37 protein-coding genes are annotated in these 22,878 nt (G+C 71.4%); 1 reads left to right on the top strand and 36 read right to left on the bottom strand.

Annotated features, from left to right (window positions below; translation table 11 throughout):
* The 33 genes from BM242_RS18265 to BM242_RS18115 all read right to left on the bottom strand — a co-directional run bounded on the left by BM242_RS18265 (window position 1) and on the right by BM242_RS18115 (window position 20,440).
* A complete protein-coding gene (locus tag BM242_RS18265) occupies window positions 1–684 on the bottom strand; it encodes a hypothetical protein (RefSeq protein WP_139238362.1) in 684 nt (227 codons plus the stop codon).
* A complete protein-coding gene (locus tag BM242_RS18260; RefSeq protein WP_175541477.1) occupies window positions 681–1,655 on the bottom strand; it encodes a phage major capsid protein in 975 nt (324 codons plus the stop codon). The genes BM242_RS18265 and BM242_RS18260 overlap by 4 nt, the downstream gene beginning before the upstream one ends.
* A gap of 106 nt (window positions 1,656–1,761) precedes the next feature.
* On the bottom strand, window positions 1,762–2,358 hold the full coding sequence (locus BM242_RS18255) for a capsid assembly scaffolding protein Gp46 family protein (RefSeq protein WP_093839944.1): 597 nt from the start codon (window positions 2,356–2,358) through the stop codon (window positions 1,762–1,764).
* Window positions 2,359–2,475: 117 nt separating this feature from the next.
* Complete coding sequence (locus BM242_RS18250; protein WP_093839943.1) at window positions 2,476–3,198, bottom strand: VG15 protein; 723 nt, start codon at window positions 3,196–3,198, stop codon at window positions 2,476–2,478.
* A complete protein-coding gene (locus tag BM242_RS18245) occupies window positions 3,198–4,601 on the bottom strand; it encodes a phage portal protein (protein ID WP_093839942.1) in 1,404 nt (467 codons plus the stop codon). The genes BM242_RS18250 and BM242_RS18245 overlap by 1 nt, the downstream gene beginning before the upstream one ends.
* A gap of 3 nt (window positions 4,602–4,604) precedes the next feature.
* Window positions 4,605–6,326, bottom strand: coding sequence for a Terminase (locus tag BM242_RS18240; RefSeq protein ID WP_217652529.1), 1,722 nt, complete (start codon window positions 6,324–6,326; stop codon window positions 4,605–4,607).
* Complete coding sequence (locus BM242_RS18235; RefSeq protein WP_093839941.1) at window positions 6,316–6,753, bottom strand: phage terminase small subunit; 438 nt, start codon at window positions 6,751–6,753, stop codon at window positions 6,316–6,318. Before BM242_RS18235 ends, BM242_RS18240 begins: the two co-directional genes overlap by 11 nt.
* Window positions 6,754–6,766: 13 nt before the next feature.
* On the bottom strand, window positions 6,767–7,204 hold the full coding sequence (locus tag BM242_RS29525) for a GIY-YIG nuclease family protein (protein ID WP_093839940.1): 438 nt from the start codon (window positions 7,202–7,204) through the stop codon (window positions 6,767–6,769).
* A gap of 469 nt (window positions 7,205–7,673) precedes the next feature.
* Window positions 7,674–8,234, bottom strand: coding sequence for a DNA primase (locus BM242_RS18225; protein WP_139238361.1), 561 nt, complete (start codon window positions 8,232–8,234; stop codon window positions 7,674–7,676).
* A gap of 252 nt (window positions 8,235–8,486) precedes the next feature.
* On the bottom strand, window positions 8,487–8,858 hold the full coding sequence (locus BM242_RS28950) for an HNH endonuclease (RefSeq protein WP_139238360.1): 372 nt from the start codon (window positions 8,856–8,858) through the stop codon (window positions 8,487–8,489).
* A 20-nt stretch (window positions 8,859–8,878) separates the two neighbouring features.
* Window positions 8,879–9,373, bottom strand: coding sequence for a hypothetical protein (locus BM242_RS18220; RefSeq protein ID WP_093839938.1), 495 nt, complete (start codon window positions 9,371–9,373; stop codon window positions 8,879–8,881).
* A gap of 387 nt (window positions 9,374–9,760) precedes the next feature.
* Window positions 9,761–10,003 carry a hypothetical protein gene (locus BM242_RS18215; RefSeq protein ID WP_093839937.1) on the bottom strand — a complete coding sequence of 81 codons (243 nt, stop codon included), beginning with the start codon at window positions 10,001–10,003 and terminating at the stop codon, window positions 9,761–9,763.
* Window positions 10,004–10,103: 100 nt separating this feature from the next.
* Window positions 10,104–10,616, bottom strand: coding sequence for a DUF6221 family protein (locus tag BM242_RS18210; RefSeq protein WP_093839936.1), 513 nt, complete (start codon window positions 10,614–10,616; stop codon window positions 10,104–10,106).
* Window positions 10,613–11,005 carry a hypothetical protein gene (locus BM242_RS18205; protein ID WP_093839935.1) on the bottom strand — a complete coding sequence of 131 codons (393 nt, stop codon included), beginning with the start codon at window positions 11,003–11,005 and terminating at the stop codon, window positions 10,613–10,615. The genes BM242_RS18210 and BM242_RS18205 overlap by 4 nt, the downstream gene beginning before the upstream one ends.
* Before the next feature lie 24 nt (window positions 11,006–11,029).
* Window positions 11,030–11,344: a hypothetical protein gene (locus tag BM242_RS18200; protein WP_093839934.1), complete on the bottom strand. Its 315-nt coding sequence runs from the start codon at window positions 11,342–11,344 to the stop codon at window positions 11,030–11,032.
* Window positions 11,341–11,700, bottom strand: a complete 360-nt coding sequence (locus tag BM242_RS18195) for a hypothetical protein (protein WP_093839933.1) — start codon at window positions 11,698–11,700, stop codon at window positions 11,341–11,343. Before BM242_RS18195 ends, BM242_RS18200 begins: the two co-directional genes overlap by 4 nt.
* Complete coding sequence (locus BM242_RS18190; protein ID WP_093839932.1) at window positions 11,697–11,936, bottom strand: hypothetical protein; 240 nt, start codon at window positions 11,934–11,936, stop codon at window positions 11,697–11,699. Before BM242_RS18190 ends, BM242_RS18195 begins: the two co-directional genes overlap by 4 nt.
* A 66-nt stretch (window positions 11,937–12,002) precedes the next feature.
* A complete protein-coding gene (locus BM242_RS18185) occupies window positions 12,003–12,416 on the bottom strand; it encodes a hypothetical protein (protein WP_093839931.1) in 414 nt (137 codons plus the stop codon).
* Window positions 12,407–12,739, bottom strand: coding sequence for a DUF7739 domain-containing protein (locus BM242_RS18180; RefSeq protein ID WP_093839930.1), 333 nt, complete (start codon window positions 12,737–12,739; stop codon window positions 12,407–12,409). Before BM242_RS18180 ends, BM242_RS18185 begins: the two co-directional genes overlap by 10 nt.
* 23 nt (window positions 12,740–12,762) lie before the next feature.
* On the bottom strand, window positions 12,763–12,930 hold the full coding sequence (locus BM242_RS29520) for a hypothetical protein (protein ID WP_175541476.1): 168 nt from the start codon (window positions 12,928–12,930) through the stop codon (window positions 12,763–12,765).
* A gap of 10 nt (window positions 12,931–12,940) precedes the next feature.
* On the bottom strand, window positions 12,941–13,465 hold the full coding sequence (locus BM242_RS18175) for a hypothetical protein (protein ID WP_093839929.1): 525 nt from the start codon (window positions 13,463–13,465) through the stop codon (window positions 12,941–12,943).
* 200 nt (window positions 13,466–13,665) lie between these two features.
* Window positions 13,666–15,783, bottom strand: a complete 2,118-nt coding sequence (locus BM242_RS18170) for a P-loop NTPase family protein (RefSeq protein WP_093839928.1) — start codon at window positions 15,781–15,783, stop codon at window positions 13,666–13,668.
* Between the two features lie 15 nt (window positions 15,784–15,798).
* Entirely contained in the window at window positions 15,799–15,996 is a 198-nt protein-coding gene (locus BM242_RS18165; protein ID WP_093839927.1) for a hypothetical protein, read from the bottom strand.
* Entirely contained in the window at window positions 15,993–17,300 is a 1,308-nt protein-coding gene (locus BM242_RS18160) for a hypothetical protein (RefSeq protein WP_093839926.1), read from the bottom strand. The genes BM242_RS18165 and BM242_RS18160 overlap by 4 nt, the downstream gene beginning before the upstream one ends.
* Complete coding sequence (locus tag BM242_RS29515; protein WP_175541467.1) at window positions 17,297–17,557, bottom strand: hypothetical protein; 261 nt, start codon at window positions 17,555–17,557, stop codon at window positions 17,297–17,299. The genes BM242_RS18160 and BM242_RS29515 overlap by 4 nt, the downstream gene beginning before the upstream one ends.
* Window positions 17,554–17,745 (bottom strand): hypothetical protein, encoded by a 192-nt coding sequence (locus BM242_RS18150; protein ID WP_093839924.1) that lies wholly within the window; start codon window positions 17,743–17,745, stop codon window positions 17,554–17,556. The genes BM242_RS29515 and BM242_RS18150 overlap by 4 nt, the downstream gene beginning before the upstream one ends.
* Before the next feature lie 157 nt (window positions 17,746–17,902).
* Window positions 17,903–18,130 (bottom strand): hypothetical protein, encoded by a 228-nt coding sequence (locus BM242_RS18145; RefSeq protein WP_093839923.1) that lies wholly within the window; start codon window positions 18,128–18,130, stop codon window positions 17,903–17,905.
* The gene (locus BM242_RS18140; protein ID WP_093839922.1) at window positions 18,127–18,366 is read right to left on the bottom strand and encodes a hypothetical protein; all 240 of its coding nucleotides are present in this window, start codon (window positions 18,364–18,366) and stop codon (window positions 18,127–18,129) included. Before BM242_RS18140 ends, BM242_RS18145 begins: the two co-directional genes overlap by 4 nt.
* On the bottom strand, window positions 18,363–18,638 hold the full coding sequence (locus BM242_RS18135; RefSeq protein WP_093839921.1) for a hypothetical protein: 276 nt from the start codon (window positions 18,636–18,638) through the stop codon (window positions 18,363–18,365). The genes BM242_RS18140 and BM242_RS18135 overlap by 4 nt, the downstream gene beginning before the upstream one ends.
* On the bottom strand, window positions 18,635–18,823 hold the full coding sequence (locus BM242_RS18130) for a hypothetical protein (protein WP_093839920.1): 189 nt from the start codon (window positions 18,821–18,823) through the stop codon (window positions 18,635–18,637). The genes BM242_RS18135 and BM242_RS18130 overlap by 4 nt, the downstream gene beginning before the upstream one ends.
* Window positions 18,820–19,209: a hypothetical protein gene (locus BM242_RS18125; protein ID WP_093839919.1), complete on the bottom strand. Its 390-nt coding sequence runs from the start codon at window positions 19,207–19,209 to the stop codon at window positions 18,820–18,822. Before BM242_RS18125 ends, BM242_RS18130 begins: the two co-directional genes overlap by 4 nt.
* Window positions 19,210–19,290: 81 nt before the next feature.
* Window positions 19,291–19,503: a helix-turn-helix domain-containing protein gene (locus BM242_RS18120; RefSeq protein WP_245834255.1), complete on the bottom strand. Its 213-nt coding sequence runs from the start codon at window positions 19,501–19,503 to the stop codon at window positions 19,291–19,293.
* A 187-nt stretch (window positions 19,504–19,690) separates the two neighbouring features.
* A complete protein-coding gene (locus BM242_RS18115; RefSeq protein ID WP_093839917.1) occupies window positions 19,691–20,440 on the bottom strand; it encodes a GntR family transcriptional regulator in 750 nt (249 codons plus the stop codon).
* A 615-nt stretch (window positions 20,441–21,055) separates the two neighbouring features.
* Between BM242_RS18115 and BM242_RS31205 the strand changes: the two genes are divergently transcribed.
* Complete coding sequence (locus BM242_RS31205; RefSeq protein ID WP_425443879.1) at window positions 21,056–21,613, top strand: DUF6907 domain-containing protein; 558 nt, start codon at window positions 21,056–21,058, stop codon at window positions 21,611–21,613.
* A 75-nt stretch (window positions 21,614–21,688) separates the two neighbouring features.
* On the opposite strand, the gene BM242_RS18105 is transcribed toward BM242_RS31205, so the two are convergent.
* The 3 genes from BM242_RS18105 to BM242_RS18100 all read right to left on the bottom strand — a co-directional run bounded on the left by BM242_RS18105 (window position 21,689) and on the right by BM242_RS18100 (window position 22,876).
* The gene (locus BM242_RS18105) at window positions 21,689–22,483 is read right to left on the bottom strand and encodes a hypothetical protein (protein WP_093839915.1); all 795 of its coding nucleotides are present in this window, start codon (window positions 22,481–22,483) and stop codon (window positions 21,689–21,691) included.
* 70 nt (window positions 22,484–22,553) lie between these two features.
* A complete protein-coding gene (locus BM242_RS29510; RefSeq protein ID WP_175541475.1) occupies window positions 22,554–22,694 on the bottom strand; it encodes a hypothetical protein in 141 nt (46 codons plus the stop codon).
* Window positions 22,691–22,876, bottom strand: coding sequence for a hypothetical protein (locus BM242_RS18100; protein ID WP_093839914.1), 186 nt, complete (start codon window positions 22,874–22,876; stop codon window positions 22,691–22,693). The genes BM242_RS29510 and BM242_RS18100 overlap by 4 nt, the downstream gene beginning before the upstream one ends.
* Window positions 22,877–22,878 lie beyond the last annotated feature (2 nt).

The following is a 22,878-nucleotide window of genomic DNA, read 5'->3' as shown; positions in this document are numbered from 1 at the left end:
TCAGGAATCGAGGCCACGGGTCACCATCTCGGCCAGGGGGTGATCGAGCAGCGCGGCCATGGGCCGCACGCAGTGCCCCCCGATATCGCCGGGCATGTGGGCCAGCACCGGCCGCAGAAACCGGTGCTCGCCGAGGTCGGCGTAGCCGTCGTTGTAGGTCTCGGCCATCTGCCGGTACACCACATCGGCGTCCAGCCCTCTCTCGGCACACCACGCATGGATGGCTTTCTCCACCCGCACCTGCACACCGAACTGGACCAGCTCCCACAATTTCCCCGCCTCGGTGTCGGCGGCCAGCGTGTGCACGCGGGTGCGGACGCCCGCGTCCTCCCAGGCCTGCGCGGCCTCGGCGGCGTGGTGGCCGCCGAAGTGCTTGATGAACGCGCGCAGGGCCGGCGCCAGGTGCGGATGCCGCCCCCGAACCGGGGAATGCACCCACCCGTGCGGATCGCACGTCCCGGGCGGCACGGTGGAATGCACCACCACCAGGCCGGCACCGTGCTCGTCGGCATACGCCTTGACCTGCGCAGCGAAATCCTCCGACCAGGGGAAGCACACGTGCAGCACCTCCGCCCCCACAGGCACCGGCTCGATGTCTCGGATGAGGGCGTCGTGGGCGCAGGACAGCACCGCGTGCACCGCAGTGCCCACCTCTCCTGCGCCCACCACCAGATGCGTCGTCACGAGCCGGCCGGCACCACGGCCGCCCACGGGAACTTCGCCGGCGAGGATTCCGAGGACGGGGAGTTGTCACCGGACTCGCCCGGCTGGTCACCGGTCCGGGTCGCCGGGTTCGCGCGAGCCCACGCCACCCGGAACACCGCACGCCAGATCGTCGCGTCCTGCTGCATCGCGTTGAACACGATGTTGCCGGAGGAGTCGCCGATCACGCCGGAGTCGTGCCGAGTGAAGGTGATGTCCTGCCGGATACCGACGATCGACTTGGACCAGTCCCCGTGGATCACCGAGGCGTCAGTCGTGGTGAGCCACGCCCCGTTCTCCACCTCCACCAGCGGCAGCCCGTACAGGCCCTGATTGATCGGCCCCGACAGGTTCGGCTGGTAGATCGGCGCGCCGTCCAGCGACCGCAGCCCCACCAGTTCCCAGTGGAACCCGGGCTCGGCCGCCCACCCGGTGGTGCGGAACCCCTGCTGCTTCAGCACCCGCGCCGACTCGGCGATGTCCGCCGCCAGGTCGTCCTCGGTGCCGCGCTCCACCGTCTGCCCGGCCGCCACGATCGACGGCAGGATCGCCGCCGGCCAAGTGGAAGGCTTGCCCACCCCGAACAGGGCGGCCGCGTCCAGACGCTTGCCCATCGCCTCCACGATCTGCGGACGCACCTCCTCCCACACGGGGAAGGAGTTGTCCTGCTCGTAGGCGTGGGGGATGCCGACCAGGCAGGCGAGCTCCTCCACGATCAGGTTCACGCCGTTCCACTCGGCGTTGGTCTGCTGCTTCAGGTCGGTGAAGTCGTTGTCCCCGGAGCCGACCCAGTAGGCGTCGGCCAGCACTGCGGTCGCGGGAAGCCGCTGCTGCCGCGTGGTCATCGTGCGGCGCCGCGACAGGCCCAGCACTGCCGAGGACTTGCTCATCTCCTTGATGACGTCCTGCGCCCATTCGATGGGAAGCAGGTCAGAGTCACTGGTGAGGGCCACAGCCCCAACCTCCAAACATGCGAAAACCCCGCTCAGTGGCGGGGTCATGGGACGGAGGCCGGGACAGCGCCCGGCCGACTACAGGTAGGTGTGGCTGCGGCCGCGGCTACCCATTGCGGGACCTGGCGCGCATCCACTCGTTCATGTCGGTCGGCGTGTCACCGGCCGCCGGGATCGACCCCGGAGAAAGCGACTCCAGCGGCCGGCCCTGTGGCGCCGAAGCGGGAGGCTCCGGCGGCTTGAAAGCGGCGAGGAGATCGTCCGCGTCCGCGGTGATCTCCTCCTCCGTGGTGCCGCGCAGCCGCGCAGCCTGTATCGGAGTCAGGCCCTTCTCCGCCGCGATCCGGGAACGCAGCGCCTCGATCTCCATCTGCGCGATGCGTTCCTCGGCGGCCTTCCGGTCCTTCTCTGCCTTCTCCAGGCGCTTGGCGAGCTTCTCCTGCTCGGACTGCTGGGCCTCTTCCAGCTCGGCCAGCCGGGCCGCCTTGGCCTTCAGGTCGTCGTAGTCGCCGTACCGGTCGGATGCCTTCTTCTGCTCCCGGGCCAGGCGCTCCCGCACGATCCGGTCCAGGTCGGCCTGTGTGTACGTCTGCCCCGGAGGCGGCCCCGGCTTCGGAGGCTCCGGCTGCGGCGCAGGCTCCGGCGGGCTGCCGCCGCCCTGCTGCCCTTCCGGCGCAGGCGGCGTCTCGGTGGGTGTACTCATCCGTTCCGTTTCTCCTGACTCCCGGCCACTTCATGGCGCTGGCCGTCCACACCGCACCGGCCACTTGTGCGCTGGCCGTCCACGCACCCCGCCCCGGTCTGGGCGGGGAAGTCTCAACTACTGCCGCTGGTCCGCCACGTAGGCACGCCACGCGGCGATCGCCGCGTTGCCCGATGTCCCGGCCGTGGCCTCCCGCCACTGCCGCTGCAACCTGCGCACCTCAGCGGGCTCGTCCTCCCGCCGGTACAGCGGCTCCGGCGTGCACGCGCACCGGTCATGCGACTGGAAATCCGCAGTCCTCTTCGAGTACACCGCCCCGCGGCCCACCAGCATCAGGCAGAACGCGCACGGCGACCCCGAGGCGACACGGCGCCACCCGGCGATCTCATCGCGCTCGGCGAAGGTGCGCATCACCGTCTCCCGGGCGCCCTCCATCGCGAGCCGCTGCCCCGAGCCCGACAGTTGCGACGCCATCGTCCGCACCGAACCCGGCGCCGACCCTGTCGCCGACATGTGGGTCTTGAACGCCACCGGCCCTGTCACCCGCGTCGAGGCGGCGATCTGCGGCCGGCCCGGCGGATCCACCACCACCGGCTCCAGCACGACGCCCTCGATCTCTGCGTGCGCCACCAGATATCTGCGCGCCAGCACCGCCAGCGCCGACGCCCCGGTCAGGATCTCCTGCTGCACCCGCGGCGCCACCCGGTCCCACCAGCTGTCAATGTCGTCGGTGTCGGCGGCCAGCGCCACCGTCCGCAGCCTGCGGCCGATCAGCCCCGCAATGTCCAGCACCCGCTGCCGATAGGTGCGGGTCAGGGCCTGCGCCTCCGGCGACGGCATCAGCCGGCCGCCGACGGCGCGGGCTCCGGCTCCGGCTCACCGGCCGGCGAGCCTTCGGCGTCCTCGCGGAACATCTGCTCCAAGTTCAGCAGCGCGTCCTGCTCGTCCGCCATCCGCTCCCACGCCCGCACGTCCTGCTGCGTCACCCCCGGCAAACGCGACCACAACGCCCGCGGCGGCACACCTAGCATCTGCGCCACCTTGCCCCAGGCGTCCGCGACCTGCGCCAGCGACCTCGGCGTCGTGTCGCGCCAGATCACCTGCCCGGAGGTGTCCTTCCACGCCGCCTCATCGCCCATCGCCCGCCCGCACAGCCGCATCAGCTGCTCGGTCGACTCGCCGAACGACTGCTGGTGCTCAGCCACATCCTGACGGTGGCCTGCCTCCAGGGCGGCCAGCGCCTCCGCCGAGATGTTGGAGATGCCGGATCCGATGATCAGGTTGTGCGGGGGGATCTGCGCCACCGAGGCGATGAACAGCAGCGCCGCCTCACGCGACTTCAGGTAGCCGTCCAGGCTGGTCTCGGCGAAGTCGCCGAACTTCGCCGTCGCCTCCTCCGCGTGCAGCATCCGGTCCACGCCCACATCGAACGGCTCACGCGGATTGCCGTCGGCGTCCTCCTGCACCAGCATCCCCGTGACCCACCGCTGCCGGAACGCCCCGTAGTGCTGCGCCATCAACAGGGAGTACGTCGTCTGGTTGAGCTGCCGCTGCACCGGGACCAGCGGCTCCACCTTGCCGCACGGCCCGTCGTCCAAGTCCTCCAGGCTGTCCAGATACCGCACCAGCGGCACCACACCCAGCCCGTGCTTCTTCGGCTTCTCACCCGGCGCCGGCCGCGCTCCCGACTCGCCCACCAGCATCGGGTGCGCCTGCTGCTCGTCAAACAGACGCGCCTTGCGCGCCCACCCCTCCCCGACCTTGACCTTCGGCCCGAAAACCAGCGCCAGCTCCGGCCACTCGTCATTGACCGGGTCCTCGTACAGCGCGGTGCACCGCCGCGGCGACAGCGGCGTGATCACCGGCACCGGGTCCCCGGGCAGGCCCAGCGCATACGACGCCCCGTACTCGATCGCCGACCGGTACAGGCCGCCCTGCCTGGCGTCCATCCGGTTCGGCTGCCACACCGCCTCCCACACCGGCGACCGCTTCCCGTCCCCGGTGAGGTAGCCGTCCACGAACAGCGCCTGCGCAAGCTGCGTGATCACCAGCGGCAGCACATTGAACCGGGACTGCTCAACAATCCGCCTGTACTCCTCGGTCGCCTTCTGCGGCACGTACAGCGCGTTGTCCTCGCCCCGCACCGCCGCGTGGATCGGGTCCAGGCGCCGCTTCTCCGCCTGATGCGCCTCGGTCAGACGGCCCGCGGCCTCCTCAACCTCCTTCTTCGTCTCCAGCAGCACGGGTCACCTCCAGCCGAATGCCCTCGTGCCCCGCTCACCCCGGCGCTTCTTCGTCTGCGCCGCCTGATGCTTGGCCCATTCCGGCGAGGCGAGCAGCATCCGCCGCGCCATCCGCGCTCCGATCGCGCACACCGCCAGGTCGATCTTGTGCGGGGAGTCCCGGGACTCCTTCGCGACGCTCACCCCGTACCGGTTCGGCCGCCTGCGGGCGTTCAGCACATGCCGCTGCAACCGGCTGTCCCCGTCGTGAGTGACGTCCCGCTCCCGGATGTCCACTTCCATCCGCTCGCACGCCGCCGTGAACTCCCGCACCCGGCCCCGCATGTCCCACGCCACCGGGTGCGCGTAGCGGCCGGCCGTGGCGTGGATCAGCAGACGTTCGCCGAAGTCCTGGCCCCAGGTGTCGATGTAGGACTCGAACTCCTTCACATCGCCGAAGAAGGCGACCACGTTCCGCTCGGCGAAGACCTGCCGCACGACCCGGTCCACATCCGTCCGGTCCACCTCCCAGCCCTCGCCGTCCTGGCCGCGTGGCTTCTCCCAGCACGCCAGCGTCATGACGTGCCCGGTCTCCACATCGCACCCGACCAGGCCCGTGGCGTCATCAGACTTCGAGCCGTCGAAGAACATCACCATCGGCGCGCCGTCCGCCACCACCAGCTCCACGTCCGTGCACGCCGCCCACGCCGGGTGCGTCGTCCACGCATCCCTCGCGGCGGTGGGCTGGTTGAAGAAGTACCGCCGGGACTCCTCGGGGTCCTTCTCGATGTTCCAGAACTCCGACTCGATGATCCCGTCCAGGTCCAGCGCGCCTGCGAACGGCCCGTACACCTCCCGCAGCGCGGCCCGCATCTGCTCCCGGTCGGTCAGGTCCACATCCGCCGGCGCCTCGCGGTGGTCCAGCATCAGCCGCCGGCCGCGGGTCTTGCCCTCAGCGATCAGCTTCGCCCGCTCATGCAACTTCTCCAGCACACTGTTCTCGCCCGGCTGGTACATCGTCGAGGTGAGCAGCGCCCACGGCTCCGCAGCCTTCCGCTTGCGCAGGTTCCGGTCCACCGTGCGGTACATCTGCCGCAGCTCCGGCTGGGTGTACAGGTGCGGCTCGTCGAAGACCGCGAGGGTCTCCTTCCCGCCGTCCCGCGAGGCCGCAGCCGCCGTCGAGGGGCGCACCTCCCCGCCGCCGGGGAGGAAGATCCGCGTCACGCCGGCCGTGCCCGACGGCAGATCCTCCGCCAGAGGGCCGTGCTCCAGGTTGAACAGGATGTTGTCGTAGGTGTTCCCGCTCTGCGACTCCTCCGTGGCCAGGCACCGGATGAACGGATACGTCACCGGCCGCCCCATCGGCTCCCCGGGCTCGTACTCGTAGACAAAGTCCCGCCACTCGTACTGCTCGCCGCCCTCGGCCCACCCGCAGAACCGCACCGGGCCGAACGCCTCCGCCAGCGACACGAACCCGGCCAGCTCCGACTTCGCGCGGCCCTTCGCCCGGGAAATCGCCACCGTGTCGTACAGCCGGCGCCCTGTCTCGTCCAGCGCGTAGCAGTCCAGGATCAGCCCGGCGAACTCGTCGTCCAGCGGAAGGCACTCCCCGCCGTGCCGCGGGTGCAGCGGCACGCCCTGCACATCACCGGGGCCGTGCACGCAGAACCACTCGATGAACGCCAGCGCCACCCCCAGCGACCGGCGCCGCGAGTGGTCCGGGTGCCGGACCAGCTCACGAGGCATCGGTCAGCCGACGACGGCGCGACGTCAGGTCAGCGACCCCGGCCGGCGGGGCCGCGGGTTTCGGCTTCGGCGCCTCCACCTTGATACGGGCCCGCAGCCGGTCGGTGTGCGTCGCCCCGAGGAGGCCCTCGTTCAGCCGGATCTCCGCCAGCAGCTTCGTGCTGGGTTCGAGGAAGTAGGCGTCCACCAGCGGGGCGAGCATGAGCAGCCGCTGCCAGTCCGTGGGCAGGAACGCCGCGGACTGGGGGGAGCGGCGCCAGGTGTCGTACCAGGCGATGGTCTGCGGCCCGTACAGCGCCGCGTGCGGCAGCTCGGGGCCGCGCAGTTCCTCGCCGCTGTCGGTGGGGACGGTGGTCTCGAAGCCTTCGAAGGTGTCCGCGTTCCGCCGCCGCTTGTTCTCCGACGGCGGGGGACCGAACCCGGCCATAGCCACTCACCCCCTATGCCATCGCAGCCAATGCCTCGTCCAGTACGTCTGGGCGCCCTTGCTGCTCAGCCCGCTGGAGGTCTTCGATGAGGTGGCGCAGCGCCTTGCTGGGGCGAAACCACTCGCCTTTCACGCGTTGACGACGGAAGCGGGTGTGATAGCCAGATTCCACGTCCCGGTCTCCCAGGGTGGTGGCGAGCAGTGTGACCGGCCCCGGCGGCACGCCGTCGGGCATCAGCACGCCGCCCTGCTCCAATGCCGCCAACCGCCCCCGGAGATCCCTAGTTGTGCCGATCTTGATGAACCCCTCGCGCTCCACGAAGTAGACCACCGAACCGTGACGGCGGCTCCTCGCCGACTCAAAAGTCTCTCGGGTCACCTGCTGCTCGTCAGCGACGAGCCCGGCATCCCTGATTGCCCGGATGAATACCTCGCGATACGCCTCCGGCATCGAGATTGCGCTCCATGGAGACCGGAAACCCCTGTATGCCCTCTCCCAGAAATCGCGGTCATGGCGGTGGCATCTGCCGTTCGACCACGCCTGAGCCTGGCACCGGGCGCCATACTGAGTAGGAGCAGTGCATCGGTCTGGCCGATGCCGGGGCAGAGCTTCCCCCGGGGTTGTGTCTTCCTCCAGGCCTCCGTCCACAAGGTCTCCCCAGTCGCACTCGACGCATCCCAAGACCTTGGGGACGTCACCCTCGAGGGAGACCACGGCGTAGTGCCGCAGCGTGGTGAAGCGTCTGTCATTTCTGCACTTCCAGGACATGGAGCCTCCAGGGAATGCGGAAGCCCCGGTGCCTGGAGACCACCGGGGCTTCCTACCCGCCGGGATCAACGGCGGGCGCCTACACGACAAAGGGCCGCCGTGGGCGGCCCTCCTCAATCAACAACCCGACGGGCAGCACCCGCCGGAAGCCTCACTCCGTCAGCTCGGCCACCAGTTCCGTCAGGTCGGCCACGCGCAGCGGCGCCCGACCGAACCGGCGCCCGACCGCGATATAGCGTCCGTCCCCGTACACCTCGATCCCCGCCCCGTCCGCGCGGCGGATACGCCGCCCCTGCCGCACACGGCCACGCCCCCAGATGTGCAGGCCCGTCCCTGACGGCGACACCTCAACGAACGTCGGCGGGCAGCGGTCCAGGATCTCCCGCGCCCACGGCAGCGGCCGCCCGTCGGTGCCGAGGGCATGGTCCAGGTCCACACACACCAGACCGTCACCCGCGTCCAGCACGAACCCCAGCCCGACACCGTGCCGCGAGCGGGACGCCTTCGGGAACGTCGTGCGGTCGAACGGATTCGTCACCGACGCCGGCCGCCCGTTGTCCGCACGCACCGGACGCTTGCTCTCGTCCCGCCGCACCCACCGGCGCCGCGCGGTCAACTCCTGCGGCAGCGCCTCAGCCGCTTTCCACTCCCGGTACGCCGCCTGACGGCACGCCCCCGAGCAGAACACCGGCACCGGACCGCGCCCGGCCACCGGCAGCGGACCTCCGCACCTCCGGCAACCCGCACGCTCCGTAACCTGCATGCCCCCAGTCTACCCCATGACGCGTTACGAGTAGAGCCACCGACCTGCACCACCATCCGTGAGCGCCGCAGAAGGTCAATCACCCTCCGACATCGCCCCAGGTGGGAGACCCGTACCCACCGCGACCGGCTATGCCGCACCGTGGGCCCGCGTGGGGGGAGGGGTGGGTCACCCCCCACCCCTGTGCGGCATGCATGCAGGTCAGAACGGCGGCTCGTAACGCTTCGCTGCTTCGCGCCGCATGCGGTCGAGCCTTGTCTCGGTGGTGAGCAGCCCTGGGTGGGGGTCGCGGGGGCGTTTCCGCGGGGGTGTTTCTCCGCGTGCGGCTCTGGCTTGGAGGGCTGTTCGGCGGCGGTGGTGGGGGCCGCAGAGGGTGCGGAGGTTGTCCGGGGTGTGGTCGTTGGGGTTGCCGATGTGGTCGACGTCGGTGCCGCGGGCGGTGCAGCGCTGGCCGTCGTCGATCCAGGTGCAGCGGTGCTGGTCGCGGTTGAGGATCTCCTGCCGGAGGGTCTTCCATCCCTGGGGTCTGGGGTGGGTCCTGCGGGAGGTGGGGCCTTCTTGCCAGGTGCCCACGGCCACCACCTCCCCGGGGGTTACGTCGCGGGGCAACTCCGGCCGTCGTTGATCTCGAACTTTGTCTCGCCGTCGTCCAGGCCGGTGGTTGCCCTGCCGATGTTGCCGATGGCGTACCAGCCGTTGGCGAGGCGGTTGTCGACGTGTTCGGTTGCTCCGGTGGTGCAGTTGAGTTGGACGATGTAGCCGGCGTTGTCGGTGAGGTCGGCGATGGCGTCTTCGAAGATGAGGTCGAGGTTCTTGGTGTGGTTGACCTCGATGATGATGGTGCGCTGGTTGCCCTCGGTCTCTTTGCTTACGACGGTGTAGTCGGGGACGTCTTTCGGCGGGGTCTCGGTGGTGTCTTGGCCGGCGGACGTGTCGTCGTCGCTGTTGCCGGTGAGTTCGAGGATGCCGCCGAAGGCTGCGAAGGCGAGGAAGATGCCGAGGCCGATGATGAGGGGCCAGCGGTTCTTCCGGGGTGGCGGTGCGGGTTTCCACTGTCCGGGCGGGGTGGGCTGTTGCGGGTGTGTCATGCCGCCCCACGATGCCGAACTGGGTGTCGTGGTGTGGGGGGTGTTGCTGTTCTGTGACGGTGGGGCGCCCTCGGTTTCGGGCGCCCCACCGTCTCCCGCCCACCCTGCCGGATGGTGTGTTCCGTGTCGGTCGCCCGACGCGGGGTCTTGATCGGTTGGTGCCTGTGGTGTCCATCGGTCGTCGGAGCCATGGGCTGGTGCCCGCTGCCCGGTCGCTGCGCGCGCATGGGCTCGAACACGGCCCCAGGGAGGCTCTCTGCCCCATCGCCGGGCAGCGGGAGAGAGGGTTGTGCTCCCCGCCGCCACCCCTGGGGGCGGGGAGCTGGTGCCCGGCGTGGGGAGGGCCAAGGGCACCGGCCGCGCCCCGAGGGGATGGGGGCGCGGGGTTCAGGCAGCGGCGGGCTGCCGTTCCGGGAGTGGGGGCGGCTTGCATGGCACGAGGATGACGTCGGCGTTGTGTTCGTCGCGGACGGCGATGGGGATTTCGTCGGCGTCGTAGCGGACTTGGCCGCGGCCGGGTCCGAGGCGGTGGGTGGTGATGCGGCCGGTGTGGGCCCACCAGCGGATGGTGGATTCGGGTCTGCCGGCTTGCCATGCGGCGGCTTTGATGTCGATGAGGATGGGGGGCATGGTCACCTCCCCGGGAACGACGAAGGGCCACCCGGTGGGGGTGGCCCTAGGCGCGAGTCTGCCGATTCAACGTCACGATACGTTGGCGCAGGTGAGGGCGTCAACTCTCGGGGATTGTGGTGTCCGCTGCGGGCTGGTAGTCAGGGTGGTCTGCCCAGATGGCGGCCTTGCGCCACGCCCATCGCTCCAGTACGCGGAGGCCGGCGGCGATGTAGTCGGCCTCGCCGCGGAGGGTGTCGTGTTCGCCTTGTTCTGCGGTCTCGCGGGCGTTCTCTTGCTGGGCGCTCAGCAGGTTCTGGTACTCCTGGAGCAGGCTTCGGTCGACCTCGGTCTCCCGCAGTTGCGCGGTGGCCTCCGGGGTGGGTCCGCCGTCACCGAACGCGGCCCACTCCTCGGCGGTGAGCGCGCACCCGAGCGGGTCGCCCTGGTGGGTGATCCGGGCGGCGGCGCCCTCGTCGATGGCGCTGCCGAAGCCATCGGCGGGGCGCCCGCAGCGGGGGCACGGCTCGCGGTAGAAGTCCCGTACACGGCGCTGGCGCTGGGCGCGCTGCTCTCGTTCGTCGAGGCGGCCGCGGATGAAGGCGATCAGAGCGGCGGTCGGATCGTCGGTCATGGGCTGGCTCCGGGGTGTGTTTCGGCGTAGTGCCGGGCGATGGCCGCCTCCACCCGGGCCTGGTACGCCAGGCTACGCGCCTCCGCGTTCAGCGTGAGCATCGCGCCCAGTTCCCGGGGGTCGGCCGGGGGGATCAGCGCGGACGGACCGGGGTCGGTGGGTTCGTCGTGCGACCATCCGCAGCCGCGCGGGCACCGGTACCGGGCCACGCCGAAGCGGGGGAACTCCGGCATGGGCATCGTGGTGGCCGGGGGCGGTTCGGGGGGCTGGTTCCGGTCGGCATGGAGGGTGGCGAGGAGCTCGTCGTGCATTCGGGCGGCGACCTCGGGCCGGGCGAGGTGCTCGCTGATCCAGGCGTCCAGGTCCTTGTCAGGGTCGGGCGCGGTCATGGAAGAACTCGATCAGGGTGTCGGTCATTCGGGGTCCTTCATCCAGGGCGGGTCGGGCTGCTTGCTGATGGTGGCGAACCACATGTCGTCGGGGTTCATGCGCAGGTCCAGGGTTTCGATCCTGCCGCAGAACAGGCCGCCGGTGCTGCCTGGCATGATGACGTAGTCGCCGATGCTGGGGCGTGGGCCGAGGATGGGGCCGAAGCCGGTGACGTTGTAGTGGCCGTCGTGGATGCGCCGGTTGACGGTGCAGGCGTGGCCGAGGGTTTGGGTCCGGTAGTCGTGCACGGTGTGCTGGCCGTCTCGGTTGGTGCGGCGGATGATCTCGTCGAGGTTCATGACGGCTCCCCTCCTTCGGCCCACCGTTCCGCACTCGGCTGGTCCGGCACCGCCGCGAACGTCGCGTTCCGCCACCCCTGCTGGGTGCCTGGCCGGTGCAGCGGTTCGACGACGTACCGCTCCGGCATCTCGGGCGTTCCCTGGATACTCACCAGTCGGCCGATGCCGTCCGGGTCGAGCTGGGTGTGGAAGGCGGTGACCTCGATGACCAGGTCCCCGGGGCGTGGCTTCATCATCCGGTCCCGGACTGTCTCCGAGACGCCGCCGCGGAGGGCTGCGGTGTAGAGGGCGCGGCCGAGGGTGTAGGCGGTCATTGCCATGGCGGCGGCGTTGTCGGGTGGCGGGGTCTGGTTCATGACGGCATCCTCTCGTCTCCGACGCGGCGCATCAGTTCCGCAGCCTGGGTGATGGCGCCGAGGTGTGCGTGGTCACCCGGGCCGGGATCGCGGGCGCCGTTGCGGCTGGAGGTGAGCGTGGCCGCATACAGGGCGTGCTCCTCGTCCAGGTAGTCGGCCAGCTCTCGGCAGACGGCCCGGGTGATCTCCTCGGGCGTCGTGCCGGTCCGGGCGGCGGCGTAGAGGCGGGGTTCCATGTGCTCATTGTTCCGCAGTGCGGGTGGCCCGCACCGTGTGGTGCGGGCCGGGGGTTGGGCGTCTGGTCAGTGGGCGGCGGTGGCGAGGGCTTTGTCGCGGTTGGTGCGGTAGGCGGCGAGTTGTTTGGCGAGGTCGCGGTCGAGCGCTCCGGAGCGGGCGTAGGCGTCGGAGCGGGCGGCGGCTTCGGCTTCCCACTCCTTGATGGTCTTGAGGTTGCGGATGGCGGGGTCGTTGCGGTTGGCGTAGAGCGGGCCGCAGGTGAGCCAGTAGCTCTCGGCGGAGAAGGCGCCCCGGGAGGGGGTGCCGTCGAGGATGTGCCGGCGGTCGAAGACGATGGTGTCGAGGAGCCGCATGTCCCCGAAGGGCGGGTAGAGGTGGACGGTGGCGGCGTAGTAGTAGGTGGTGCCGATCTTCGCCGTCTTGGCGAAGCGGCGGGCGGCGCGGCGGTCGGGGTCGCGGAACAGCACGGTCAGTCCCATTCCCACGGGCGGCCCGACTTGGCGGCCTTGTCGGCGGCGTCGGCGAGCTGGTCCCGGAAGGTCTTGACGTCCTTGCTGGTGAACAGCCCGAGGCGGAGGCTACGGAGTCCGTCACGGATTTGCGCGGCCTGGCCGGGGTCGTACTGGTGGTAGCCGTTGCTGAAGTCGGGGTGGCCCGGGGTCATGGGGGCCCGCAGTACGCGCAGGGCTTCGCGCTCGCTGTCGGTGCGGGCCGACTTCTGGAAGATGTCCAGGGAGTCGGCGACGAAGGAGTAGGGGCGGAGGTTGGTGCGTCCGGCGATATGCGGGATGGTCCATCCCATGGCGGTTGGTTTCCTCTCTGGGGTCACTTCGGGGGGTTGGCCTTGGCTTCTTCGACCAGGGCCCGGATCTGGTGGGGGCCGATGGCTCCGGCCTGGGCGGCGCTGACGGCTGTGGTGAGGATGGTGCGGGCGAAGTCGTGGTTGCCGTCGGTGATGGCCTGCCGGTACTGGGCCAGGTAGTCGGTGGGCATGGCGGTTCTCCTACTTTCGGATGGTGGCGGTTGCGGTTGCGGTGATGCGGCGGCCGAGGGGGCCGCGTCCGTGGGCGGTGGCGACGGCGATGTCGGGGCCGGTGTCAGCAGTCGGGGTGGTGGGGGCGCGGAGTGCTCGGGCTGCGGCGGCGATCCCGGCTCCGGCCGCGGCGACACCGAGGCCGGCAGCCGCCAGGGCGGGGGCCGCCAGGGCGGGGGCCGCGCTGGTGAGGGTGGGCACGAGGAGGGAGAGGCCGGCGGATGCGGCTCCGATGCCGGCTCCTGCGGCGCCGGTGACGAGGGCGGTGCCCTTGGCCCAGGCGGGGATGGGCTGGGCGGCCTGGGGCGGGGCGGGTTCGGGTGGCCCGGGGTGGAGGTGGGCGAGGGCGTGTTCGCCGGTGGGGAGGGTGACGACCTGGGTGCCGGGCGCCAGGGCCGGGGCGTGGCCGGAGGCGGGTGTCAGGGCTGTGCCGGGGGTGTCGGGGGCGGTGGTGATGGTGTAGGCGGGGGTCTCGTAGGGCGTGGGCTGGCTCATCGGCGGGCCTCCGGTTTGTACGGGTTTGGGCATGGGATGGGCGGCGGCGCGGGATGCGACGCTGCTGGTCAGGGACGCGATGGGCATGCGATGCAGGGCTCTGGTCATGCGATGGCGTCGCGTCGGCGCGCCGGGTGTCGCGTGGGGTGTCGCGTCGCTGACCTGCACCGTCGCGTGGTGTCGCGTGCCCGTCGCGTGGATCATTTCGTGGCAATCCCGGCGGCGGCGCGGACGTCGGTGAGGAGGTAGCCGCGGCCCCAGGAACGCTCGACCGGCGCCAGCGTCCGGCCTGGCGGGAGGGCGGCGGTGAGGGCCTCGCGCAGCTCCCGGCCAGCCGCCCGCGGGTCCCCGGCGGCCACGGCCGCCCACGGCTCCGGCTCCCGGGCGGTGAGCCCGGCCAGCAGGTCGGGAGTGCGCAGGTACTCCGGATCTCCGGCAGCGGCGAACACGGCCAGCAGCAGGCCCAGCAGTCCGGCCGGCCGGTCGCCGGTCTGCCCGGCGGCGTGGCCGGTCAGGGTGCCTGCCTCGGCCCGCAGTTCCCGGCCGCGGGCGCAGATGGCCTCGAACTGCTGCGGGGTGATCAGGTCGGGCTGGACGAGTTCACCGCCGGAGGGCTCCATGAGGGCGCCGACCCCGATCCGGCCGATCCCGGCGGCTGATACGCCCTGCCGGGCCGCTCCGGAGCCGAGGATCATGTCGGAGCTGGTGTCGTCGACGGTGTGCACGCTGTAGCGGGTGAGGATGACGTCGCGGAAGGCGGTGGGCACGCTGTCGGCGTCGGGCCGCTGCCCGGAGGCGATGACGATGAGGCCGCAGGCCCGGCCGCGGCGGATGAGCCGGGCAAGTTTCTCCACCAGCAGCTCCAGCTGCTTCTTCCCGGGCGGGGTGCCGGTCTCCTTGTCGGCGCCCCGGGCGGCGATCGCGCCGAAGGCTTCCTGGAGTTCGTCGATGAGGAGCAGCATGGTCGGCATGTTGTGTTCGCGGGCCATGGCGGGTGTGATGCGCATGTCGGGCCGCTTGGCCTTGGGCATGGCGCGGATCGCGGCGAAGCGGCGGTCCATCTCGTCGATGAGGTCGTCGATGAGGGCGATGAAGGCGTCGATGGCGTCGGGGTCGGCGCCGATGATCGCGGTGTGGGCGACCTGCTCCATCTCCTCCCAGTCGGCGCCGCCCTTGAAGTCGGCGAGCAGGGGGCGGCAGTGGGGGTCGAGGACGCCTGCGGCGGCGGGCAGGCGCATGGCGGTGGTCTTGCCGTAGCCCTGGGCGCCGCCGAACAGCATCGACGACCACAGGAGCTGGAGGGTCTTGCGCTCGCCCTTGCGGGTGGTGGCGAAGGGGACGCCGTTCCATACGGACCAGCGGTCGGCCGTGGTGAGGGGGGAGGCTGGGGCGGGTCCGGAGAAGGGGGGCCGGGTGGCGATCCACAGCCGGACGTCGCCTTCGGCGTCGCCTTGGGCGATGTCGATGCGGTCGGCGGACAGGCCGAGGGCGCCGGCGAAGGGCTTGGCCTTGCGCTGGAGGGTTTCGCACACGATGCCGGGCGGGAGGGTGAACTCGGTGATGGTGTTGCCGTGCTCGTCCTGGTGGGGGATGCCGATCGGCCGGATGCTCTGGGCGTCGGTGATGAGTTTGATGTCGCGGAGGGCGGCGACGATACGGGCGTCGTCAGAGGCCGTTGTGTCTGCGTCGGTACGGGTGGTGTCCCCGTCGATCGCGGTGTGCTGCGGTTCGTCGCGGGTGTTGACGACTTGGCCGGGCACGACCCGCGGGAGGGTGTTGCGGCGGGTGAGGGCGCGGCGTCCGGCGAGCCAGGCGGCGAGGGCCGGGATGGTGAGCCAGGGGGCGAGGGTGAGGGCGCCGAACGCGTCGACCGCGCCGGCGGCCAGGCCGATGTAGAAGGCGGCGCTGGACAGGCAGGTGACGGTGCCGGGTTCGCGGAGGCGTTCGCGGCGCAGGGCTTTGCGTTCGGCGCGGAGGCGTTCCAGCTCGGTGCGGCGCTCCTGCACTGCTGCGCGGCCTTCGTCCGGCTCCATCTGGCCCGCGTTGATCTGGCGGCGGAGGTCTTCGAGGGCCTGGTGGGCGAGGTGGATGGCGTAGGAGGCGTCGCGGGCGCGGAGGTAGTCCCAGGCGGTGCCGAGGGCGTGGCCGGTGCCGACGGCGGTGGTGTAGGCGGCTCCCCGCAGTGCCGCGGGGATGTCGCGGCGGGCGGGCGGGGCGGGCTCCTTGATGACCGGCGCGGTCCCGGCGGTGGGGTGCGGGAGGCGGGTGGTGAGGTCGTACACCTCGGCGTCCTGGGGCATCTCGGCGGGCTGGGACATGGTGTGGCTCCGGGGTCAGCGGCGGAAGCGGGCGACGGCGGCGGGGATCGCGGCGATGGCGAGTCCGGCGAGGATGAGGGCTGCGGATGCGGCGAGGGCGGCGAGCAGGCCGAGGGCGGGTACGAGCCCGAAGGCGGCGGTCCCGGCGGCCGCGGCGGCGGCGGGGACGACGATGACGGGAAGGGTCGGCCGGCGGCCGGCGGGGGCGGTCACTTGTCTTCCTTCTGGGTGGCCTGCTTGGCGGTGATGGAGGCGGCGCGGCGGGCTCCGGTGGAGTAGCGGGGGGTGTCGCCGCGGCGCCGCACGGGCGGGGTGGGCTTGGGGCCGGTGCGTGCGCGTGTTCGGGGGGTGGGCATTTGGGTGGCGACCTGCCCCGACGTGATCTTGCGCGGGGTCTCTCCGGGGGCCTCGGACTTGGCGGCGATGACACGGCGCGCGGCTTGGTTCCGGCCCCGGATGGAGTCCACGGTCTGCCCGGGCGGCAGGGCGTGCAGGTCGTCCCAGGCGCGGGCCCACACGGTGTCGGTGACGTCGGTTTCGCCGAGGGCGGCGGCCAGCTCCAGGGCGCGCTTCCACTCCTCGGGGTACGACTCCTGCCGCTGCGCGGCGAGCTCGGTGGCGCGGGCGCGGGCGGCCTCCTCGGCGGCCTGCTTCTCGGCCTCGGCGCGGGCGCTCTCCTCCGCGCGGCGCTTCGCCTCGGCCTTGGCCGCGGTGCGGGCGGCGCGGCGCTGAGTCCAGGACAGCTTGCCGTCCCGCGCCCGGATCCGGCCGTGCTCATGCAGGTCCCAGATGCCGGGCCCGGCGATCGACGCGATCGCGGTGCCGACGGCGGTCGCCGTGTCGAACGCCTCCAGCCCGTGGGTGAAGTTGATGCCGGCGGCGACGAAGGCGCAGCCCCAGGCGATGAGCCGGTAGTGCCAGTGCGGGCGCCGGTCGGTGACCGCGGCGGCGGCGCCGATGAGGACGACGAGCGCGCTCACCTCGATCAGCACGGGGGCCAGCAGCAGGTACATGCGGTAGGGGTCGTAGAAGGCGGCCATCTGCACGGGCAGTGCCACGGCGGCGCACAGGGCGTAGAAGCCCATCGCGGTGCGGCGCCAGCGGGTGGCGGCCTTCTCGGTCTTCTGTGCGGCGGCGGCTTCGGCGGCGGCCTGCTTCTCGGCGGCCTGCCGCTGCTCGGCGGCGGCGGCTTCGGCTGCGGCCTTGCGGGCGCGGGCCTCCGCCATGCGGGCTTCGTGGTCGGCTCGTTCCTTCTCCAGGCGCATCGCGGCGCGCTCGTTCGCGAGGCGCTGCCGCTCGGCTTCCTCGGCAGCCTTGATGCGGGCGGCTTCGGCCTCTCCCTCCGCGCGGATCCGCTGGGCCTCGGCGGCGGCTTCGGCCTCGCGTCGGATCGCCTCAGCCCGGGCGGCGGCGAGAGTGTAGGAGGCGAGTTCGGCCTCGGACGGCTCGGTGCCGGGGGCCGGGTGCTCGGAGGCGGGGGCGGGAGCGGTGCCGTTGGCGGCGGTGATGGTGGTCATGTGGCGGGCACCTCCTCAGTGCGGTAGCGGGTGTGGGCCCCCCGGGCGGCCGGTTCGGTGGCGGGGGTGGTTTCGGTCGTGGCGTAGAGCAGCAGCCGCCAGCCGACGAGCCCGAACACGGCGACGGCGAGAGCGGCGGAGGCGAGAGCGATCAGGACCAGCAGGACGGGGACCGCGAGGAGCAGGCGCCACAGGGGCGCGGTGTGGAGCCGGTCCAGCAGCGCCTGGCCGGCGCGGTGCTCTGCGGTGGGGATCACGGCCGCCACCACCAGGGGCGGATCTCGGTGGTGGGGACGGTGAGGGTCTGGCCCTGCCGCAGGGCGGTGCCGCAGTCCTCGACCTGGACCTCGGTCAGGCCGCCTGGCAGGGTGCGCAGGGGGCGGACGGAGACGGTGGTGCCGGCGTGGTATCCGGCGGCGGATTCGTTGATCTTGTGGGTGGGCACGGCGGTCTCCTGGGCGGTGGGGTGGCCGCCCGCCGGGTGTGGGTGTGGGGCCCGGCGGGCGGCGGTGGGAGGGGTGGCTAGTGGGGGCGGGGTGCGCCGCATCCGCCGCAGGTGACGGGGTGCGCGGTGCGGGTCCCGCACGCGGGGCATTCGAAGGTCACTGGCCCCACCGCTTCTTGCGCGGCACGTCGGCAGGCTGGGCGGTCGCGGCGGCGGCGTTGCCGAAGGCGTCCTGGATGCTGGCCCGGTAGGCGTCGAGGGTGGTGGGGCTGTAGCCGGGGTTGCCGGTGATGGAGGCGAGGAACGCGGCGGTGTTGTCGCCTCGGGCCTGCTCTTCGGCGGCGAGTGCCTCACACGGCTCCGGCGTGCGGCGGCGGCCGATCACGGGGCCACCTCCCATCGGGGCAGGGCGCGGCATTTCTCGGCGTGGGTCTGGGCCCAGGCGCGGAGTGCGCTTTCTGCGCCGAGGGTGAGGTCGTTGCCGCAGCCGGTGCAGGCCGCCGTCTCGTTGTCGTGGATGTCCACGGTCGCGCTGGCGAGGGTGAGGTAGCGGGCGATGACGCCGTTGGGCCAGGGCTCGGTGGCCGGCGCGGGGGTGGTGCGGCGGAACAGGTTCTTCATGCTGCCGCCTCCGTCGCGTCGTCTCCGGCGGTGGTGGCGGCGAGTTCCTCGGCGAGGGAGTCGTCGTCGGGGTGCTGGGCGTCGTACTGGGTGGCGGCGGCCATGGCGCGGATTTCGGCGGCCGGGTTGCCCTGGGCGGCGAGCCAGGCGTGGAGGATTGTTGCGCGCTCGTGGGCGGCTTGGTCGTCGGCGAGGTCGGCGATCGTGACTGCGGCGCGGCGTCGGCGGCCGAGGTCGGTGGCGGCGGTGTCGCCGCAGAACAGAGCGCTCATCGGGTGCCTCCGTTGGGGTGGCCGGGGGCGAGGGAGGCGAACGCGGTGTCGTGCTCGTCGAGGAGGTGCCGCTGTTCGGCGAGGGCCCCGGGGGGCGGGGTGGCGATGCGGCGGCGGATACCGGACGGGGAAGCCGCGTGCGGAACGGGGAGCTCGGGCTCCGGGGTCACGGGCTGGGTGCTCATGCGGCCACCGCCGGGGTGGTGAGGGTGTCGAGGACGGCGGTGTGGTACTGGGCGCGGGTGTTGATAACGGGGAGGGTGGCGTGGAGGTGGTCGACGAGGGGCTGGACGGCGGCCTCGGCGGCCTGCTCGGCCTGGGCGACGGCGATGCGCTGGTCGAGCCTGCGGTCGTGGTCGTCCCAGTAGCCGCCTCCCTCGGGCGGGGGCATGTGCGGCACGGTGGCGTTGTCGCGCCACCAGCGGCGGGCTTCGATGCGGACGATGCCGGTGATGAGGGCGCGGGCGGTGGTGCTGGTGCTGGTGCCGATGCGGTTGAGGATGCGCTGGGCGAGGGGCTCGGGGATGGGCGTGGGGGTGCCCTGCGGGGTGGGTGCGGCGGTACGCTGCACAGTGATCTCCTTGTCTTCTCCGAGGTGAGGCAGGTCACTGGCCCTGGCCGGAGCTGCTATCTCCGGCCAGGGCTTTTCTGTTCAGGCGACGCGTGAGTCGTCGAGGAAGTCCGCCACGGCCGACTCGGGGATGCGCAGACCACGTCGGCGCCGTGCACCCTCGCCGATCTGGTGCGCGCGGAGACGTCCCGACTCGGTCAGCCGGTAGACGGTGGACACGTGCACCCGGAGCTGTTCGGCGACCTCCCGGGCGCGGAGCATCCTCTCCGGAGCTGTGGGTTTCGAGCTGGACACGGTGGCTCCTGTCTGGGCGTGGCATGGCGGGGCGCACTCCTTCGGAGGAGTTCCCCTGCGCATTGCCAGTGAAGCCTACTTCTCCGAAGAAGTCCAGTTCGCTGTAGCCGCTCTTACTCGGACCGCATGAGCTGAAACGACAAAGCCCCCGGTCAGGAGACCGGGGGCCACAGGGGGGTGCTGCGGTTCAGGCGGAGAAGACGTAGTCCAGGATGTAGCTTCCGCCGTCCAAGAGCATCTCGTTGACTTCGACGGGGCGTCCCTCGTCGTCCGCTGCAATACGGGTGATGTCGAATACGGGCGTGCCAGGCGAGAGGGACAGTTCAGCGGTCTCCGTGACCGACGGCATCCTGGCTCGCACCTCTTCACGGAAGCGGGTGGGACGGCGGCCGATCTCGGCGAGCCGGGCATACACGCCCCCAGGCCCGGTATCCCGCTGGGTGATCTGCGTCCCCGCCACGAGACTGGCCGGCAGGTAGGAGACGGCGTGCTGAACGGGCTTGTCCTCGACGTAGAAGTGGCGGCTGCGGCGGCAGACGGGCCCATCGGACTCGAAGATCCGCGCAACGCGAGGAGGCGGGACCACCTCGTCCACCTCGACATCCACCCGCCACGGCCGATCCTCCAGTTCGGCATCCCAGATGGACTTGCCTTCTCCCCAGACCTCCTGGGACAGACGCTGTGCGGCCGAGCGCCTGATGGGCCGGAAGGCCCGGACCGTGATGCCGGCCCCCTGTCGGCTCTCGATGAGCCCAGTTGCCCGGAGATTGTCCAGGGCCTGGCGGAGGGTGGTCCGGGAGACGTCGTAGTGCTCCATGAGGTGCTTCTCGCTGGGCAGCTTCTGCCCGGGGCGGAGGCCGCCGCTCGCGATGCGGCTGCTCAGATCCGCAGCGATCGCCTCGTGCCGGAGCGCCTTGCGCCGCTGATCACCTGCCAAAACGTCCTCCCTTGGTTCTCCGGAGATGCTATCGGCCTCCTCGCTGGGGTGCGACTTCTGCGAATCCCTTGCACTTCTCCGAAGAAGTGGCCACACTCGATGCTACGCGGAGCAGGTGACTTCCGGAAGCTTGGCGTAGCTCCAAGGAGGGATACCCATGCCCGAAGCAGCGGACGAGCCTGCACTGCCGATTCGGCGGGGCCACGACGAGATCCGGCCTGTACTGGCGGGTCGAGGCGAGCTTTCTGGCAATACGGAGGGGCGCCAGAAGCCTAACGGATGTGTCAAATCGGCTGGCCAGAGGGCTGCGTGAGACCCTTCCGATTCCAGCCTGTGGATGACGGTCGGCGCCTAGGCTGGTATGCGTTGCGATTCGGCCATCGTCACGCACCCCCAAAGTCACTTTTCAGGAGACATCCGGGGGTTGTCCGCGCAGGTGGGGAGGTTGCCTTGTCTAGTTGAACTGGACTTTCACGAGAATTCCCATGTTCTGATGGTGTCGATGTTCCGCCGGTGCGACCTTGGCCTGATCACGCGGACGGTTACGGTTCCCCTGGATGTCCGGTCACGCCATGTGACCGGACATCTGACCGGACATTGGAAATGTCCACCTGAATGTCCTGGCGTTTCGGTATCCACGGCTGCCACCGTGCTCTCGTCGCCAGGCTGCACGGCGGCCGGGTGCTACCAACACCCGGCCGCCGCAAGAACCAGCGGGTTCGCAGCCCGCTGAACAACTCGTCCCAGCTCAAAGAGACGGAGTCGACTATGACGGTAGCAGGGGGTCTAGTGTCCTGGCGTGACCCAGCCGGGGGCACGGAACACGGCACGGCGGCGCACCCTGAAGGATCGCAGGCTGTTCCGCGGACGGTGACGGTCCTGGTCGCTGGGGTGCCGACGCTGGTCGCGTGCCCGTCGTGGTGCAGGGTGGACCATGAGGGACAACGCGTGGCCGAGCTCGGCGACATCGGGCACTTCTCCCCGCTCGATTCGGTCGCTCCGGGGGTGGGCGTGGAACTGTGGTGGTCCCCCGGCCACGGGCCTCGGCTACTGGTGACGGACCCGACGGGGGATGCGGCGGAACTGGACCTGCCGGCGGCCGAGCGGCTCCTCGCAGCGCTGGCGGACAAGGTGGGCGTGCTGCGCGCGGCGACGGCCGGCGTGATCTTCTGACGTATCGGGCGAGTCCCCGCCGCGGGTGCCGGCGGGGACTCGCTTCGTGCCGCGCACGGCCTGCGCGAGGACCGACTACTGGTCGAGGAGGCGCCAGGGCGCGCTCCACCCGGGCCTTGCGTAGGGCCAGAAGTCGTAGAGGTCACTGCACAGCGGGATGTCGCTGACAGGGATCTCGGTCATGCCGACGTCGACGGCGGCGGCTCTGGTGCGGGGGGCCGGGGGGAGGTCGCGGGCGGTGTCGCGGGTGTAGGCGGTGCCGCAGACGGCGCACCGGTACCGGTCCTTGGACAGGCGCCACCCGATACGCCCTCCACACGGGCAGGCGCGCCATATGACGCGCTCAGGCCGTTCACCGGTGGCGCGGGGGCGGAGTTGCCGGTGCGCATCGGCGGCGGCGCGGAGGAGGCGGTCGATGTCGGGGACGTTGCCGCAGGCCCAGTTCAGGTGCCAGCGCAGCCACCGGCAGTACACGGCCACTCGGGCGAGCGGCGAGGGCGGGCCCGCAGGCGGCTCCAGGGCGGTGCCGGTGTCGCGGGCGGCGCGTACCCAGTCCTGCACCGCCTGGTGGAGGGCGGGGAGGATGCCGACGGGGTCGTGGCTGGCGAGGTCGGCTGTGCCGGGGTCGAAGCCGGGCGGGGTTCGGGAGCCGGGAATGGTGGTGCCGAGTGCGGCGCCCCAGTTGGAGCCGAGTGCGACGGGGGCGGTGGTGACGGCGCGGTAGTAGCGGGGGATGTCGCCGAGGTGTTCGCGTGCCTGGGTCTCGCAGTCGTCGCATGCCCAGCGTGTGGCTTGGGTGGGGTGGAGGCGGCGGTTGCAGGCGACGCAGCGGGGCGCGGCGGCCGGTTCGGTGGTGGGCGGGGTGGTCATGGTCGGCTCCGGATGGCGCGGGTCGGGCGGGTGCGGGTGCCCGGCCGGCGGGGTCGGCCGGGCGCCTGGGTCAGAGCAGGTTGAGGCAGTTGGGGCAAGTGACGGCTGGGCCCTTGACCAGCGTGAGCAGTGTGTACAGGTCCAGCAGTTCGGGGGCCTCGCCGGGGGGTTTGGCGGCGAGTGCATTGCGGGTGTCGTCGATGTAGGTCATCGGGGCTGCTCCTCGGTGTGCTCGGTGTTGATGTGGTCGAACAGTGGCGCGGGGTCTACCTGGGCTGCGGTTGCGGCGCCGTACCGGGTGGCCTCGGTGGTGTGGTGGGTGAACGGCAGCGGAATGAGCTGCTCGCACAGGGGACACGGGGCGCCGACGTTGATCAGGGCGAGTGTGTCCATGG

Source organism: Streptomyces aidingensis (assembly GCF_900112355.1).
GTDB lineage: Bacteria > Actinomycetota > Actinomycetes > Streptomycetales > Streptomycetaceae > Streptomyces > Streptomyces aidingensis.
The sequence above is the reverse complement of the archived record's forward strand: the minus strand, read 5'-3'. Positions and strand labels throughout refer to the sequence as shown.